Origin of the sequence: Bacillus sp. V26 (genome assembly GCF_034296245.1) — a bacterium.
Taxonomy (GTDB): domain Bacteria; phylum Bacillota; class Bacilli; order Bacillales; family Bacillaceae; genus Bacillus; species Bacillus halotolerans.
Genome location: NZ_JAXKQF010000002.1, coordinates 303,859 through 319,665 on the forward strand (window position 1 = coordinate 303,859; position 15,807 = coordinate 319,665).

The 15,807-nt window shown below is 42.0% G+C and carries 20 protein-coding genes, 1 tRNA gene, 1 pseudogene and 1 riboswitch; of the genes and pseudogenes, 9 read left to right on the forward strand and 13 right to left on the reverse strand.

Annotation, left to right across the window (positions count from 1 at the left end; genetic code table 11):
- Positions 1 to 102: 102 nt before the first annotated feature.
- The 4 genes from cotY to cotV form a co-directional block, all read right to left on the reverse strand.
- On the reverse strand, positions 103 to 591 hold the full coding sequence (cotY, locus tag UJ203_RS08815) for a spore coat protein CotY (protein WP_105953711.1): 489 nt from the start codon (positions 589 to 591) through the stop codon (positions 103 to 105).
- Between the two features lie 149 nt (positions 592 to 740).
- Positions 741 to 1,247 carry a spore coat protein CotX gene (cotX, locus tag UJ203_RS08820; protein WP_095713607.1) on the reverse strand — a complete coding sequence of 169 codons (507 nt, stop codon included), beginning with the start codon at positions 1,245 to 1,247 and terminating at the stop codon, positions 741 to 743.
- 88 nt (positions 1,248 to 1,335) lie between these two features.
- Positions 1,336 to 1,665 (reverse strand): spore coat protein CotW, encoded by a 330-nt coding sequence (gene cotW, locus UJ203_RS08825; RefSeq protein ID WP_095713606.1) that lies wholly within the window; start codon positions 1,663 to 1,665, stop codon positions 1,336 to 1,338.
- Positions 1,666 to 1,705: 40 nt separating this feature from the next.
- Positions 1,706 to 2,092 carry a spore coat protein CotV gene (gene cotV / locus UJ203_RS08830; protein ID WP_105953710.1) on the reverse strand — a complete coding sequence of 129 codons (387 nt, stop codon included), beginning with the start codon at positions 2,090 to 2,092 and terminating at the stop codon, positions 1,706 to 1,708.
- 155 nt (positions 2,093 to 2,247) lie between these two features.
- Here cotV and UJ203_RS08835 point away from each other — a divergent pair, with 155 nt between their 5' ends.
- The 4 genes from UJ203_RS08835 to UJ203_RS08850 all read left to right on the forward strand — a co-directional run bounded on the left by UJ203_RS08835 (position 2,248) and on the right by UJ203_RS08850 (position 3,737).
- Positions 2,248 to 2,604: a DUF1360 domain-containing protein gene (locus UJ203_RS08835; RefSeq protein WP_010333781.1), complete on the forward strand. Its 357-nt coding sequence runs from the start codon at positions 2,248 to 2,250 to the stop codon at positions 2,602 to 2,604.
- 284 nt (positions 2,605 to 2,888) lie between these two features.
- On the forward strand, positions 2,889 to 3,095 hold the full coding sequence (locus tag UJ203_RS08840; RefSeq protein WP_095713604.1) for a hypothetical protein: 207 nt from the start codon (positions 2,889 to 2,891) through the stop codon (positions 3,093 to 3,095).
- An 81-nt stretch (positions 3,096 to 3,176) separates the two neighbouring features.
- The gene (locus UJ203_RS08845) at positions 3,177 to 3,317 is read left to right on the forward strand and encodes a YjcZ family sporulation protein (protein ID WP_105990606.1); all 141 of its coding nucleotides are present in this window, start codon (positions 3,177 to 3,179) and stop codon (positions 3,315 to 3,317) included.
- Positions 3,318 to 3,482: 165 nt separating this feature from the next.
- Complete coding sequence (locus UJ203_RS08850; RefSeq protein ID WP_024120950.1) at positions 3,483 to 3,737, forward strand: stage VI sporulation protein F; 255 nt, start codon at positions 3,483 to 3,485, stop codon at positions 3,735 to 3,737.
- 65 nt (positions 3,738 to 3,802) lie between these two features.
- Here UJ203_RS08850 and UJ203_RS08855 read toward each other — a convergent pair whose 3' ends face one another.
- On the reverse strand, positions 3,803 to 6,082 hold the full coding sequence (locus UJ203_RS08855) for an ATP-dependent helicase (protein ID WP_322010019.1): 2,280 nt from the start codon (positions 6,080 to 6,082) through the stop codon (positions 3,803 to 3,805).
- A 115-nt stretch (positions 6,083 to 6,197) separates the two neighbouring features.
- On the opposite strand from UJ203_RS08855, the gene UJ203_RS08860 reads away from it, so the two are divergent.
- Positions 6,198 to 6,452 carry a hypothetical protein gene (locus tag UJ203_RS08860; protein WP_305933932.1) on the forward strand — a complete coding sequence of 85 codons (255 nt, stop codon included), beginning with the start codon at positions 6,198 to 6,200 and terminating at the stop codon, positions 6,450 to 6,452.
- Positions 6,453 to 6,523: 71 nt separating this feature from the next.
- Here the strand turns inward: UJ203_RS08860 and UJ203_RS08865 are convergent, their stop codons facing one another.
- The 3 genes from UJ203_RS08865 to UJ203_RS08875 are packed head-to-tail and all read right to left on the reverse strand — an operon-like array spanning position 6,524 to position 8,217.
- Positions 6,524 to 6,946, reverse strand: a complete 423-nt coding sequence (locus UJ203_RS08865; protein WP_322010021.1) for a GNAT family N-acetyltransferase — start codon at positions 6,944 to 6,946, stop codon at positions 6,524 to 6,526.
- A gap of 4 nt (positions 6,947 to 6,950) precedes the next feature.
- On the reverse strand, positions 6,951 to 7,466 hold the full coding sequence (locus UJ203_RS08870) for a YjcG family protein (protein ID WP_322010023.1): 516 nt from the start codon (positions 7,464 to 7,466) through the stop codon (positions 6,951 to 6,953).
- Positions 7,467 to 7,494: 28 nt separating this feature from the next.
- Complete coding sequence (locus UJ203_RS08875; RefSeq protein ID WP_322010025.1) at positions 7,495 to 8,217, reverse strand: esterase family protein; 723 nt, start codon at positions 8,215 to 8,217, stop codon at positions 7,495 to 7,497.
- A gap of 166 nt (positions 8,218 to 8,383) precedes the next feature.
- Positions 8,384 to 8,504: riboswitch (SAM riboswitch) on the forward strand.
- A 67-nt stretch (positions 8,505 to 8,571) separates the two neighbouring features.
- Between UJ203_RS08875 and metI the strand changes: the two genes are divergently transcribed.
- Together metI and metC are read left to right on the forward strand one after the other, a co-directional pair.
- Complete coding sequence (gene metI / locus UJ203_RS08880; RefSeq protein ID WP_268508950.1) at positions 8,572 to 9,693, forward strand: cystathionine gamma-synthase/O-acetylhomoserine thiolyase; 1,122 nt, start codon at positions 8,572 to 8,574, stop codon at positions 9,691 to 9,693.
- Positions 9,686 to 10,858: a cystathionine beta-lyase gene (gene metC, locus UJ203_RS08885; RefSeq protein WP_322010027.1), complete on the forward strand. Its 1,173-nt coding sequence runs from the start codon at positions 9,686 to 9,688 to the stop codon at positions 10,856 to 10,858. Before metI ends, metC begins: the two co-directional genes overlap by 8 nt.
- Before the next feature lie 31 nt (positions 10,859 to 10,889).
- On the opposite strand, the gene UJ203_RS08890 is transcribed toward metC, so the two are convergent.
- On the reverse strand, positions 10,890 to 11,435 hold the full coding sequence (locus UJ203_RS08890; RefSeq protein WP_322010029.1) for a GNAT family protein: 546 nt from the start codon (positions 11,433 to 11,435) through the stop codon (positions 10,890 to 10,892).
- Positions 11,436 to 11,507: 72 nt separating this feature from the next.
- The gene (locus UJ203_RS08895) at positions 11,508 to 12,698 is read right to left on the reverse strand and encodes a DUF819 family protein (protein WP_322010032.1); all 1,191 of its coding nucleotides are present in this window, start codon (positions 12,696 to 12,698) and stop codon (positions 11,508 to 11,510) included.
- Positions 12,699 to 12,871: 173 nt separating this feature from the next.
- Between UJ203_RS08895 and UJ203_RS08900 the strand changes: the two genes are divergently transcribed.
- Positions 12,872 to 12,944 (forward strand) — tRNA-Val (locus UJ203_RS08900).
- Positions 12,945 to 13,222: 278 nt separating this feature from the next.
- Here UJ203_RS08900 and UJ203_RS08905 read toward each other — a convergent pair.
- Positions 13,223 to 13,678: a tetratricopeptide repeat protein gene (locus UJ203_RS08905; RefSeq protein ID WP_322010034.1), complete on the reverse strand. Its 456-nt coding sequence runs from the start codon at positions 13,676 to 13,678 to the stop codon at positions 13,223 to 13,225.
- Complete coding sequence (locus tag UJ203_RS08910; RefSeq protein ID WP_322010036.1) at positions 13,679 to 14,386, reverse strand: hypothetical protein; 708 nt, start codon at positions 14,384 to 14,386, stop codon at positions 13,679 to 13,681.
- Between the two features lie 246 nt (positions 14,387 to 14,632).
- On the opposite strand from UJ203_RS08910, the pseudogene UJ203_RS08915 reads away from it, so the two are divergent.
- Positions 14,633 to 14,952, forward strand: a pseudogene (locus UJ203_RS08915) (putative quinol monooxygenase).
- 362 nt (positions 14,953 to 15,314) lie between these two features.
- Here the strand turns inward: UJ203_RS08915 and UJ203_RS08920 are convergent.
- The gene (locus UJ203_RS08920; protein ID WP_322010038.1) at positions 15,315 to 15,587 is read right to left on the reverse strand and encodes a hypothetical protein; all 273 of its coding nucleotides are present in this window, start codon (positions 15,585 to 15,587) and stop codon (positions 15,315 to 15,317) included.
- Positions 15,588 to 15,807: the final 220 nt, after the last annotated feature.

The window sequence follows — 15,807 nt, forward strand, 5'->3', positions numbered from 1 at the left end:
GAGACTGGCGAAATGATGGAGAGTCAGCTGCCTCACTTTCGAAGCAGCTGAATGATTTGCACTTGTAATAGAGCTTGGAAGGGGATTCCTCTTTACAAGTGTTTATCCATTGTGATGATGCTTTTTATCCTTATGAGGCGAAGTTCTGTCAACTAATTCTGGTGACAGGCATTGAATCGCACAGAAGCATCCGAGATCCACTTCGATGCAAAAATCTGTTTTTTCGAGCCCGAAGAAATCTGGGTCACAAGGGTGGCAAACACTTAAGGTATCGCCTTTGATATCGACCGGGCGTAAAATAGACAGTGTTGCACAGCAATCGCATAATTTTTCAACGCGGAAGAAAATGGATTCAAAGCATTGCATATCATCCACAAATCCCCCCACGTTTCCGAATGTGGAGAACAATCCGCCTTTTTTATCAAAAACGAGAAACGGAATTGTGTCTTTTCCAGCAATCGTAGGGTTTAAAAGGTTTGTATAGCAGCCAGTCGGACACTGTTCCTCCACTGCCTCCTGCTCTGCTAAAATCTTTTCCACTGCATCGCATACACAGTTCTCATGCCGGCCATGGGTTTTTCCGCAGCTCATTGATTTCAGCTCCTTCTTATAGGGTATTTGACTTTAGTCCTTAACAACATATGTACTCGTGCCTCACTTGGTGTGGGTGAACGTCTATATATTCATCATATGCTGGGAAAATAAGAAAAAGCAGAGCGTTTTAGCTCTGCTTTTAGGTCCTAGAGGACGAGTGTGATAACTAGGATGGCAATGAGAGTGTTTGTTGCTGTAGAGACAAGTGTTGCAATATCGACATCTACTGTTGAGACGTTTACGCCGCGGGAGCATTCGATGAGAAGTTTTTGGCGGTTTACTTGCTTGTTAGCTGTAAGCTGCAGTAAATCTTGTGCGACTAATTCAGCAATTACACCATCTGCAATGGATGTGAGAGTTGCTGTTACGACAGCGGCATTAATTGCAGTTACAACTGATGTTACGGCTTGAACGTCTGTTGATGTAACGTTGATGTCACAAGAATCTCTGATAATAATTGTTTCATCGGAGACTTGTTTGTTAAGATTTGCCTGAGCCAGATCTTGATTGATAAAGGCATTGTCGTCGCCGAATCCATTGCCATTGCAGCAAATATCGCAATTACATTTTCTTTCTTCTTTTTTATCTTTTTCGTCTAACGGATGGTCACAGTCAGGATCAAGTGCAACCCAAGAGTATGGTCTGCTTTCCATATCTATTCCTCCTTTTCTTTTACTGTTATTAAATGAGCGAGCCTCTTACTTTGACTGAGGCATATATCCTGATGAAGAACCCTATTTTTTATGATTGGTTTGAATTGTTATTGTTTTGCCGTCTTTGTCTGAGCTGTTCAATTAATTGCTCTCTGCGGCTTAGCGGTTTTTCGTTCTTCTTCTCTTGCGCGGCTGCTTCTTCTTTTTTCTTCTTTTGATTTTCAACTAATGCAGCTGATTTAGCCTGCAAGTCTTTTACCAGGTTCAAGAGCATTTCTTTTTCTTCATCTGATACTTTTTTCATTTTGTCTTTCGTGACGCCGTGTTTAAGAAAGATATTTTGAACAAGCATTTTCGTCATTGGATCAGCTTCCGGCAGCTTTGCAAGCTCTTCTTTGAATTTATCGTTATCTGACATTTGTTTTCACCTCGACTTTTAAGTTTATGAAAAGAAAGGGTTAAAGGACGTCAAGTTCATTGAGAATGCTGTTTAGCACCTGAAGCAAAATTTGTACAAAGGTTATTATTTCGTCGGCAGATAAAGTAATTTTGATGTTTCGACTGTTGATAATTTTAATGATGGTTCTTTTTTTGATTTGGGAGTTATCGAGGATGAGTATTTCGCTTGCGACTGCGTCAGCTAAGTTCTCGTCGGCGATGACGAGCTGTGTTGCCAGGATAATCATTGTTGTGACCAAGGCTTGTATAGAAAGGGCAGCTGTTATATGTGACGTATCTATTGTGATATTTTCGCAATCAATGACTTCGATCTGCTGCTCGAATTCGCTAGATAATTGCTCAAATATTTCAGGATGCAGGGATTCAACTTTTTCTTCAAATGACATAACCTTCACTCCTTTCTTATCCATACTGTATATAATGCAGAACAAGTGCAGAGCGGAATAAGAAAAATAACCAATTTTCAACAGGACAAGATACAAATTCATGAAAGCTAGGGTTTCTGCATATATGTGAAGGGGATGATGAAAGGAGTGAACAAGTGGTTATCAATTGGCTGTCTCTTTTCCTTCTTTCGCTTGCGGTCTTCCGGCTCGCGCGTCTTTTCGTGTTTGATACGATTATGGCGCCGCTTCGCAGCCTTTTTCATGAAGAGAAAGAGGAAAAGGATGCGGACGGGAACATTGAAACGTATATTGTCATAAAGGGAACGGGTGTCAGGGCGTTTATCGGTGAATTGCTGAGCTGCTATTGGTGCACAGGCGTGTGGTGCGCCGGCTTTTTGATTTTGTGCCAGGCCTTTATTCCAGAGGCGGCCCAGTGGCTGGTTTTGCTGCTGGCGATCGCAGGGCTGGCCGGTATTATTGAAACCCTTGTATCAAAATGGCTGCAGGAATGAGGCATTCCCATCAGCAACTTTCCGTCAGTTTCCGCATAAAGTAGCATATATGACATAAGGAAAGGAAGGGATCAAAGTGAATCAATTTAACAAACCTTCCCAAAAAACTCCATATACAGATTCATCGTATCAAACAAAAAAGATCAAAAAGAAAGGCTGCGGATGCGGCAGTAAAAAGAAAAAACCTCAATAGCTTGACACTGACAAGAGACCGGAGATGTCCGGTTTTTTGTTTTTTTAACAATGCTGATACGCTCAGCATATGTCATGAGAGGGGGGATCTCATGAACGAGTTTGAAAAATTCATAGAGGGCAGGTATGGACCGCACGATCAAAAGCAAAACAAACATGACAAGACGATCAAACATATTGAAAAGGAATTGGCTTTATTTGACGAAGCCGGCCTGTCGTTTGAACAAGAAATTGAAGAATTGGCTGAAAAGACGGAAGCCTTACTGAAAAAACGGCAGGCTCAGCATGATCCATCATAAATCCGCAAGCGCCCTATGCGAATATCCAAGCCGATCATGATGTCTCACATAGTGTATAGAGAGTAAAGGAGGTGCTTAGTTATGGGATTTGGTTACGGAGGCGGCTGCTACGGCGGCGGTTATTCTGGAGGATATTCAGGCGGTTACGGTTCAACATTCGTTCTTGTGGTCGTACTGTTCATTCTTCTCATCATCGTAGGTGCATCTTTTTTTAACTACTAAGAAATGAATGAAGGAGGAAGTGCGGATGATTCCCGTGCTTCTTCCTTACATTGTGTACCCTTTGCTGCTTTTTAAATCAGTAACTTATTTTTTGATTGCAAATCATCACATTATGCGTAAAGCGTTCATACAATACTGTATTACTCCGCCAAAAGGAGGCGTATCATGGATAATCAATTTTTTAAGAACATTGAAAAGAAAACAGGCGTGAACATGCAGGATGTCATGAATCTTGCAGGATCACTTCAAAACGCCAATTTTAAAGATGAAAACACAGTCCGCAGCGTTATTAAACGCGTGGCGCAGCTGGCAAACAGACGCGTGCCGAAAGAACTGGAAGATAAGATTGTCCAGTCCATTACAAGCGGAAAAGAAAAGCTTGATTTTGGAACAATTTCTAAAATGTTGGATAGTAAATAAGCGGATGGCCTGGGCAGCGGGCCTTTTTTACAGTGAAAAACCCGGCAGTATCACTGCCGGGCTGTTTATTTGGGCAAGGGCTGTCTCGTTTGCTGCAAAAGAGGATACAAAAACCTTGAACGATGGGCGGTTTTGCCGCGCCTGTTTGCGGGACAAGACAAATATAAATGCTGTTTGGCCCGTGTCATTGCAACATACAGAAGGCGTCTTTCTTCCTCAAGCGGAGCTTCGTCTCCCTTTCTCGCTGTTTCTAGTGAGAAATCATGCGGGATGGAGCCGTCTACCGTGCCTAATACATAGACGGTTTTGAATTCGAGGCCCTTTGACCGGTGAATGGTCATCAGCTGCACGCCGTTTTCATCCGTTTTGTTTTTTTCAGCAGCCCGCATGTGATCAACATGGGCGAGAAAGTCAGGGATGGTTTTGAATTTTTTGGCGACAACCTTGACGTCACGCAGGTCATCAGAGCCTTTTTCCAGCTTATTTCCTTCGTTGCCCCGTTTTTTTAAGTATTCGGAGAAGCCCATTTTTCCTTCGGCAAAGGTAATGGCTTCCACCGGCTTCATGGTGCGGATGCTTGCGAAAAAGGGCACGATTTTTTTGATTTTATCCAGCTGGAACGGCTTCAGATCCGGCAGTTTGGCCAGGGCCTTGATCATGGAGCAGTCCTCGGTAATCGAGAGCGCCTTCAGCGTGTTTAAAGCAGACTGTTTTAGAAATAAGGCAGGCAGCAAGTGTTTAATCGCTTCAGTATCATCCTCGTTTTGGCTCGCGTACAAGTATGCGAGTATCTGGCGGACGATCCTTCTGCTGTAAAAGGACTGGACGCCGCGATCTGCGGTATACGGAATTGATGATTGATGAAGCCTTTCATAAATGGCGCGGCCGGCGCTGTTTGTCCGGTAGAGAACCGCAAAATCTTCAGGGTTTGCGCCGTTTTGAATTTTTTCTTTCATATCGGAAACCACCATTGTCGCTTCTTCTTCTTCGTCATAAGGATAAAACAGCACAGGAACCTGCGCGTCATCACGAGCGGCTTCCAGCATCTTGGCATACCTGTTTTTGTTCTTTTTCACGACAATATCAGCACTGGAAACGATCGGATGTGTTGAACGGTAGTTCGCTGTTAAATAGATTGTTTTAGCACCGGGATAATCCTTTTGAAAATCCAGAATAAAAGAAGGGCTGCTGCCGCGAAACGCATAGATTGACTGATCGTCGTCACCGACACAGCACAGGTTTTGTTCCGGACTCGCCAGCATTTGCATGATTTTATATTGAACCGGATTAATGTCCTGAAACTCATCGATTAAAATATACGTAAACCTAGATTGATATTGCACCAGAAGGTCAGGCCGTTCTATAAACAGTTCATAGCAGGCTGATGCCATATCATCAAAATCAAATTGGCGGTGTTCTTTTTTCTGTCGCTCATAATATTCGTATAGGCGGTAGACTTGTTTTTCCCACTCATCCTTTAAAGGAATACGTTCATTCGGCAAATAAGTGTTCTTCCAGAAGCCGATTTGCTGCAAGGCCTGATCGACGGGGAACTCTTTCTCATCTACGCCTTCTTCATAGAGTGCTTTTTTTATATATTGTTCCTTTTGCCACTCCATTTTAAGCAAATGCTCGCCATTCCATTTGGCAGAATCATAGTGATACAGGATTTTATAAAACAAGCTGTGGAATGTTCCGGTGACAAGTCTTCTGACTTTTGACGGCTGTAATCCGTACTGCTTCGCCATGCGATCTTTCATTTCCGCGACGGCTTTTGTTGTAAAGGTGACAAGCAGCATATGTTCCGGCGGTATGTCTAAGTGTTCGATCATGTGGGCAGCGCGCGCGGTCAGCACACGTGTTTTTCCGCTTCCTGCACCGGCAAGCACCAATAAAGGGCCTTCCGTTTCCGTGACAGCTTTCAGCTGATCTGTGTTTAAGCCGACAGTCGGAAAAAGGCTCATATCAGGTGTTTCCGGTCTTTTTATAAAAGGTGTACCAGGTTTAATATGTCTTGGAGTCTGCCAATCCGTGACACCGGGTGCCGGATCAGCTGATATTGCTTTTCCTTTAGGCAAACGAAAGACGCCGGATTCCTGAAAGTCTTCTTTTCTCTCTTCTTTCGCCGGTTTCGGTTCGCAGGCTTCCTCACACGCCGGGAAAGCACCAGGCTGCCGGTGAATAAATGCAGGCGGTTCAGCGATGTTAAGCCTTAACAAAACAGGCTTTCCGCAATGAGAACAAAATAAATTCCCTTTTATTCCTTCTTCATAGAGGAATTGATAATGTTCTCTCGAATATGTATGTAAATGTATTGTTCGATCATTCAGTCGGGCGCATTTCAAAAAGGGGTCCTCCCAATAAAAAGGTGTTCATTACAGACAAAGACTATCATATCAAAAGAAACGTGTTTCAAAAAGTAAGTTTAAGGGAAAAGAACAGCAGAAGGGTGGGTATCGTATGATATATGCAGGTCAGATTCAGAACCAGCAATACGCTCAATATGCCAATCGCACAATAGGCCATAAACAGGATTATGCCGGAACAGAGAAGATCAGCTATGTCCCGTTTCAGCGGGTATATAAGGAACTTGAAAAACAGCAGGAGAATCTAACGGCTGCTGAAAGGAAAGTAAATGAGGCAAAACGTAAGCGCTCTTTTTATAAAAGATTGAGAGAAAAAGGGATAGGCACATCTATTAATCGATATGTATAAAAAACCGTTCACACGAGAGAGCGGTTTTTTATATGCGAAAAAATCCGGATCTCAGAAGACCCGGATGGTGTTTAATCCTTAATCATTTGCAAATGGGGAATGCCAGCATCGAGAAATTCCTCTTTAGACAGCACCCGATATCCATGTTTTTTGTAAAATGGCACCGCTTGTGTCTGCGCATTTAACATAAAACCTGAAGCACCGCCGTCTGCTGCCGCTTTTTCCAGCGCTTTCATAATGATGCCGCCGACACCGGCTGAGCGGTGGCTTTTTAAGACACAAATTCGCTCTAATTTGCCGTATCCGTTCTTTAGCCGCCATCTTCCGGCGCCGACCGGCTGATCTCCGTCATATACCACAATATGCTCTGATTCGTTTTCGAGCTCATCAATTTCTTCTTCAACTGGTACGTTTTGTTCTTTGACAAAGACTTCTTTTCTTACATAAAATGCATCTTTCATTTGTTTTTCATTTTTAGCGATAACTGCTTCCAATCGTTTATTCTCCTCCGCCTAACAGGAACGTTTCATATACCGTCCACGAACCGTTTTCCAATTGATACAGCAGATGAAAACGGTCAACAATTTCTTCATGAGATACTTCCTGCATTTTTAACTGCCCTAATACATCCGAATGCTCATCGTCGGAAAGGTTTTGGCCGACCGTCACATGCGGAACAAAATTGTATTCCTGATTACCGGCTAATAAACCGGTGTAAAGTTTTTCATTCAGTGTTTTTAATTCTTCCGTCGGTTCTGCTTTAATGTAAATGACATTATTGACAGGCGCAAAAGAACTGTATTTGGTCATTTTGAGAACAATCGGATGAGATTCTTTAGCGATTTCTCTCAATTGTGATACCAATTCACCGGCTTCCTCTTCCGTAAATTCAAATGAAGATCTCAGCGTCAAATGAGGCGGGATCAGGGAATAGCTCGGATCATAGCGCTTTCTGTAAGAGTTCGCGAGATCTTGCAGTTTTTTTGATGGAAATAAAACAATTCCGTATTTCATAGTATGTCCCTCCTGAAAATAAAGTATGTTAGAGCATTTTTTTCAGAGCCGGCGTAATGAGCGGCTGCCAGTATGTCCACTTGTGGTCTCCGTCAAATGGCTCAAAATAATAATCGGAAAGCTTCTCCTCCAAGAGCTTTTTCAGCTCCTGATTCGGTTCTGTGAAGTCCAAAATATTGCCGTCTGTCGTATGGACGTCTGTTTCTTTTGTTCCGATTTGGTGATAAAGAGAGAGGTGTTTGATGTCGTCTGACTGTTTCACGGCTTCTAATACATGTTGATCAACATAGGGAGACTGCATGATGATGTTACCAAACATATTCGGATAATCAAGCGCTGTCATAAGAGAAACGGTCGCTCCGAGAGAATCACCGATCAGTGTCCGCCCGTAGCCGACTTGGTACGTCGGAAATTCATGGTCCGCAAAAGGAACTAGCTCGTGGGCAATAAATCGTTTATATGCCGAAAACATAGAACCTTCCGGATGATAGGTTTTTCTGCGTTCTTTTACATCCTTGTAAGGAACACCGATAATAATGCATCGGTCTATTTCTCTTTTGGACAGCAATTCCTCCACTTGTCTGCCGATTCTCCCCAGCCTGAAATAATCGTGGCCGTCCTGCGCAATAATAAGATGATATTTATAAAGAGGGGAGTAGTTTGACGGCAGATAAACGAGTACTGTCATTTCCTCGTTAAGCTCTTTTGAAAAGAGCTTCTTTTCTTGAACTGTGCCGTTTTTCGGTGCCATAATACATTCCTCCAGGACATCACTAGACTTTCTTGCGTTTGAAATTATTGTACCATGAATTATTAGAAATTTCTCTCTTTAAACAGTTCGGTGCCCGAAGAAAAAAGTATTGAAATAAACTGCAAATTGCGCTAATATAAAACAATCAGAAAATTGAAATCGATATTTCTTATCGTGAGAGGTGGAGGGACTGGCCCTTAGAAACCTCAGCAACCGGCTTGTTTTGCATACGTGCAAAGCGCCAAGGTGCTAAATCCAGCAAGCGTACTATGCTTGGAAGATAAGAAGAAGCGTTAAACCCCTTCTTCTTATGAAGAAGGGGTTTTTATTTTGAAAAGGGAAGGTGTCAGCTATATGTCACAGCACGTTGAAACGAAATTAGCCCAAATCGGAAACCGAAGCGACGAAGTAACGGGAACAGTGAGTCCTCCTATTTATTTATCAACTGCATACCGCCACAGAGGGATCGGCGAATCGACCGGATTTGATTATGTTCGGACAAAAAACCCGACACGCCAGCTTGTTGAGGACGCGATTGCCAGTTTAGAAAACGGAGCGAGAGGGCTTGCCTTCAGTTCAGGAATGGCAGCAATTCAAACGATTATGGCGCTGTTTAAAAGCGGGGATGAACTGATCGTTTCATCGGATTTGTATGGCGGCACGTACCGTCTGTTTGAAAATGAATGGAAAAAATACGGCTTGACCTTTTATTATGATGATTTCAGCGATGAGGACTGTTTACGCTCCAAGATTACACCGAATACAAAAGCGGTGTTTGTGGAAACACCGACAAATCCGCTGATGCAGGAGGCGGACATTGAAAAGATTGCTCGGATCTCAAAAGAGCACGGTCTTCTGGTGATTGTTGATAACACATTTTATACACCGGTTTTGCAGCGTCCGCTTGAGCTCGGAGCCGACATTGTCATTCACAGCGCAACCAAATATTTAGGCGGCCATAATGATTTGCTCGCAGGCCTTGTTGTTGTAAAGGATGAACAGCTTGGAGAAGAAATGTTTCAGCATCAAAACGCCATCGGCGCGGTCCTGCCTCCGTTTGACTCATGGCTTTTGATGAGAGGAATGAAGACACTCAGTCTCAGAATGCGCCAGCATCAGGCGAACGCGCAAGAGCTTGCGGCCTTTTTAGATGAGCAAGAAGAAATCAAGGATGTGCTTTACCCGGGAAAAGGAGGCATGCTGTCCTTCCGTCTGCAAAAAGAAGAATGGGTGAATCCATTTTTAAAAGCACTGAAAACGATTTGCTTTGCTGAAAGCCTCGGCGGGGTGGAGAGCTTTATTACATACCCTGCCACACAGACACACATGGATATTCCTGAGGAAATCCGCATCGCAAACGGCGTCTGTAACCGTCTTCTGCGTTTTTCAGTCGGAATTGAACATGCGGAAGATTTAAAAGAGGACCTAAAACAGGCGTTATGTCAGGTCAAAGAGGGAGCTGTTTCATTTGAGTAATCACAATTGGACGCTGGAAACCCAGCTCGTGCACAATCCATTTAAAACAGACGGTGCAACCGGGGCGGTCAGTGTACCGATCCAGCACGCATCGACCTTCCATCAATCTTCATTTGAAGAATTTGGCGCATATGATTACAGCCGATCAGGCACGCCGACAAGAACAGCTCTCGAAGAAACAATTGCCGCCCTGGAAGGCGGAACGAGAGGATTTGCTTTCAGTTCAGGCATGGCTGCGATCTCAACAGCATTTTTACTTCTCTCACAGGGCGATCACGTTCTTGTGACAGAAGATGTATACGGCGGAACCTTCCGCATGGTGACAGAGGTTTTGACCCGTTTTGGCATTGAGCACACGTTTGTTGATATGACGGATATCAACGAAGTGGCGCGGAATATCCAGCCAAACACAAAGGTCATTTATATGGAGACACCGTCAAATCCGACACTTGGAATTACTGATATTAAAGCGGTTGTCCAGCTTGCAAAAGAAAACAGCTGTCTGACCTTTCTGGATAATACATTCATGACACCGGCACTGCAGCGTCCGCTTGATCTCGGCGTGGATATCGTACTTCACAGCGCAACAAAATTCCTGAGCGGACACAGCGATGTGCTGTCAGGCCTGGCTGCTGTCAAGGATGAAGAGCTTGGGAAGCAGCTGTATAAGCTGCAAAACTCGTTCGGCGCCGTCCTTGGCGTGCAAGATTGCTGGCTCGTGCTGCGCGGCTTAAAAACATTGCAGGTCCGTTTAGAAAAAGCGAGCCAAACAGCGCAGCGGCTTGCGGAATTTTTCCAGAAGAATCCGGCGGTGAAACGCGTGTATTATCCGGGGCTGTCTGATCATCCGGGAGCCGAAACCCATAAAAGTCAGTCGATGGGAGCGGGTGCTGTACTTTCTTTTGAGCTAGAAAGCAAAGAGGCCGTTAAGAAATTAGTAGAGAATGTATCACTTCCGGTCTTTGCTGTGAGCCTTGGCGCCGTGGAATCGATTTTGTCCTATCCGGCAACGATGTCTCACGCAGCAATGCCTAAGGAAGAACGTGAAAAACGCGGCATCACAGACGGCCTGCTCCGTCTAAGTGTGGGAGTCGAACATGCAGATGATTTAGAACGTGATTTCGAACAAGCGCTGAAAGAAATTGCGCCTGTAGCTGCGCGTTAAAAAAGAAGCCGGGCGATATCCCGGCTTCTTTTTACTTTTCATCATTAGGATTCAGAATCGCCAGTACTTGATGATCTTCCCATTTTCCGTTGATTTTCACGTTTTTTCGGGCAATGCCCTCTTTATGAAATCCCGCTTTTTCTAATACGCGCATGGACCCCAGATTGCGAGGCATGACACCGGCTTCAATACGATGCAGCTTCAGATCGTAAAACGCATAATCAACAATCAATCTGACTGCCTCTGTCATCAGGCCCTTTCCGTTATGGGCTTTATCTAAAAAGTATCCAATAAACGCGCATTGCAGCGCTCCGCGGATGATTTGGAAAAGGGATACCGTCCCGATTAATGTATGGTCTTTATTTGTGAAGATGCCAAAGTGATACTCTTGGTCATTTTCCAGTCTTTGCTGATATTGTTCGATCCTTTTTCTCTGCCCTTCAATCGTATAGTAATCGTCAGCGCGAATCATGGAGAACTGTTCAAAAAATGCCCGGTTTTCGCTTTGCAGCCGAAGATTCTCTTCAGCATCTTCTGATTCTAAAGGTCTTATATAAATGGTATGTCCTTTTAACATACAGTGATCTCTCCGTTCTCGCGTCAGCAATTTCTCTTACATAGTATTCTGAGGAAAGTGTGAAAATCCTTTTTATAAAAAGGAAGAAAACCAATTTCCCATAAAGGTGCCAACATAATTGCCGATCAAGTAGCCGAGTGTGCCGACCAGCATAATCGGTGCAACAAGCTCCCGCCATCCTTTGGCAATCGCCATCGCAGCTGCTGTCGTAGGGCCGCCGACTGTGGCGTTTACGGCAAGCAGAATTTCCTCAAGGCGCACGCGGAACAATTTACCGACAGCTAACGAAACCGCTAAATTGCTGATGGCGATGATAAAGACAAATAAGAGAATAAGAGGCGCATTTGTGATGATTAACCGGAGATCTGCAGGAATGCCAATCACCACAAAAAACAAATAAATCAAGTAGGTGCCAAGCTCCTGAGATCCATTGAGCCTTTCAAAAAAACGAGGGAACAGAAAGATGATAAGAACGGTTAAAGACGTAAGCACAAGGTACTGATCGCCAAGCGTCCCGGTCAAAAGGGGGTGAGAGAACGTAATTTTGAAATAGCCGGAGATCTTACCGCTTACAGCAACAAGGGCAAAAGCAGCTCCAGCGTTAAAGGCAATATCCTTTAATGAAATGTCTTTCCGCTTCCAATAGCTTTCCGCGCTGTTACCGCTGTTTCCTTCCGCTTTTGCCTGATCTTCAAACGGCATCGCATAATGCCGGCGAAACCATTTGAGTGCGGGAATGCTGATTAAAATAAAAAACAACAGCGCCATCATGAAGTTATCTGCCACAACCGTTGCTGACACATATTCGCCCGGTGTCTCAAATTTCGCAGCCATCGCCGCAAAATTAATCCCGCCGCCAATATAGGAGGCACTGATCATCCCGCCGATCTTATCTAGATAGGGAATATGCTGTTTTAATAGAAAAAAAGCGATGATGCTGCCAACCACTGTCCCTAAGGAGCTTATAAGAAAAATAAACAGCAAACGCCTGCTTTCCTTAAAAATCTGCCGCACATTGATCTGAAACAGCAAAAGAGGAATCGCCAGCGGCACCACATATGACCATACGGTATCGTAAACAGGGGATTCAACAGGAAGCACTCCTATATTTGTAAACACCATTGCGCCTGCGAGCGCGATAATAGCGCCAGACACAGCGGACGCCCACTTAAAGCGCTGCTCCAGCCCGATGCTCACTGCCGCCCACACCGCAATAAACCCCCATAATACCCATACATCATCAGAAGAAATCAAAGAATGCAAAACCCCATCACCTCTATTGTTAGAAAATTAAGACATATTATAATAGCTGATGAACATAACAGCAAGTCCGAAAAAAAGTTTTTCTAAAAAAGCAGTTGACGAATAGAAGGGAAGATTATATAATAGAACTTGTCAGAAAGATAACAACATACCCAGCAACACATACATATCATGATTCCGTAGCTCAGCTGGGAGAGCGCTACCTTGACAGGGTAGAGGTCGCTGGTTCGAGCCCAGTCGGAATCATAGCTTAAACCCTTGCGTAGCAAGGGTTTTTTACTTTTTGTAGGGGTTGTCGGTTTTATTAATGCAGTATATGATTTAATGAAAACCCAAGAATAAAAATTGAGTTGAGAAAGATAAAATAAAAACCCCATTTGTAAAGTCCAAAATGGGGTTATTTCTTAATTTCATATTAAGTTGCTGCTCTATCTGCGACCTTATAAGTGGACTGCTCAGAAAGAGCGTATGAAGCGCTAGATACTCCAACAACGCCAAGCAAGAGCGCTAAACAAATTGCAATTTTACATTTTTTCATTTAAATGTTTCCCCCTTTGAATTTGTTTGCGTGCTTCAATTGCCATTTGATAAAAATCGACCGCATCATGTCTGTCTTCTTTGTTGGTCAAAAAATCAGCAACAGCAACAGCGTATTCTTCCATATCACCGTAAAGGTTTTTCTCTTCGAAGAACTTGAACACTTCTCTAAGTGTTTGTAAGTCGAATGATAAATAAAGACCTTTAACCAGTTTTAATTTCTCGGTTACTTCCTGGTTATTGTGTCGGGCAGCAACCTTCTGACCTTCCTGGTATAATTCTAATGCAGTCTTTAAATCATTTTTCTTTGCTTTGACATATGCCAGATTAAAAATCGCTTTGGACTCATAAATGTGTTTTCGATCCTTATGAATTTCATAGGCAATTTGAAAATGTTTCTCAGCATTGTCAAGTTCTTCAAGGTTATTATAACATAATCCCACTTAAAAATGAGCTGAACCAATTAAATGTTGCTCCCCTATTTTTATAGCATCATGTAAGGCTTTTTCAGCTGTTTCTAAAGCATCCTCATAACACATTTTATCTAGCCATTTCCCAAAGACAACAAACTGACATTGGACCATTTCTTTGCCATATGTAAGGTTACCCTGAGCATCTTTTTGCTCTTTAAATATAGAATATGCTCGCTGAGCATAATTCATTGAGAAATGAGTCTCTTTCATATAGTAATAGACCTCTGATACTTTAAAATAGAACGCGGCCTTATCTGTATTTGCGTTTTCATCTAATAAATCAAGATATTTTTCGGCTTCGCGATAATATGTTAAGGCAATAACTAAATCTCTTGTTCTGAAATGATACATACCGGTAAAAAAATGATAATAGAACTCTATTGTATTCGTAAGGGATTCAGGGGCCATATTCTCCCTTGTCTTTTTAAGAGCAGAATAAACACCATCTATATTTTTAACAGAGTCAGGTTCGAGATACGACAGCATTATTTCGTGCCGTAGCTTTAATAGCTGAAGATAGACTGCAACCTTTTCATTTTTCTCCATCATATCGAATTCTTTTTCAACTTTTCTTTTCATTTGTTTTGCTTTCTCAATTCGACCCTGCTTTATGATAACATACCAATGATTAATGTCTGTAGTTACATAATGATATGGGAATAAATCCGAAACAGACAATCAAATACATCCTTTTCTTTACATATATTTAATATTATACCACTAAGGACCCCCTCTAATAGAGTATTTTTTGAAAAGTCCCTCTATTTAGACTAAAAAGGGTCGGAATAAACATAAATAAGGACCATATCGTCTGATATCGACCCTTTAGCTTGCTTTAGAATTTATAGAAAATTGGTCTAAAAGGCTATCGATGTCGTTTAATGATTTATAAATGACATCTACATTTTTCGAGAAAATGCTATAATGAAAAGCCATGAATTAATATGAAGAGGGGGATTTCGGTGCATTACATAACTGCATGCTTAAAAATCATCAGTGATAAAGACCTTAATGAAATAATGAAGGAATTTAAAAAATTTGAGGAAGAAACAAACAAAGAAGAAGGGTGTATTCAATTCCATGCTTATCCGCTTGAACCATCAGAACGCAAAATAATGCTTTGGGAGATTTGGGAAAACGAAGAAGCTGTTAAAGAACATTTCACGAAAAAACACACAAAAGACGTTCAAAAACAAGAATTAACGGAAGTAGAATGGTTAATGAAAAGCAATGTGAATGAGTAAAAGGTTCCTTAAAAAGAGACATTCAATGGCTAAGAATCAACCACCTGTAATTATGTGGTAAAGTGTTGACGGATTGTTGTCCAATTCTGCCAACAATCATCATTTTCATTCAGAAGTCATCAGATGTACAATTCAATAGGCTTTGAAATAAAAGGGCAAACTTGATTTTTTGGCTTAGAGATTCATTGAGCCTGTCTCTTTTTAGGGTCAAAATCATTGAAAAGTTCAGCGGTGTTTAATTTGGTACATAAAATCTCAATTTTCTAAGAAAAGCTCCCACATAATAGGGAGCTTTTCTATTTTCACATCACTTGATATAAAGCGTTTTAAATATAAGAAACTTTTATAGATATTTAAGAGATTTAGTGATGTTTTTTATACGATTCGACATAATCATAATAATGATCATCGTCATCATAATATTTTTTATCGCAATGATAATCGTGATCATCATCATAATACTTCTTGTCATGATCAAAATCATAATACTTTTTGTCGCAATCATAATGCTTCTTATCGCAGTCATGATACTTTTTGTCGCAATCATAATGCTTCTTATCGTGGTCATAATACTTTTTGTAATAAGTTTTTTTCCAAGTGTAATACTCTTCTTTATATTTTTTATAATAACCCAATTTAAGCCCTCCTATTATTTTAATCAATATTAATATATGAAGTTTATATGATATGGTATGGCCAAATTCACTAATAATTTATTAATAGGGCATTTCTGATAACCAAATATAAGTTAGGTGAAAGGATTCGATCACAGTGAATAGACGAAGTATGCTGTAATGCCATTAGGGAACAGATGGGGACGAATAGGGGACAAACTTTTTAGTCAAAACAAAAGGT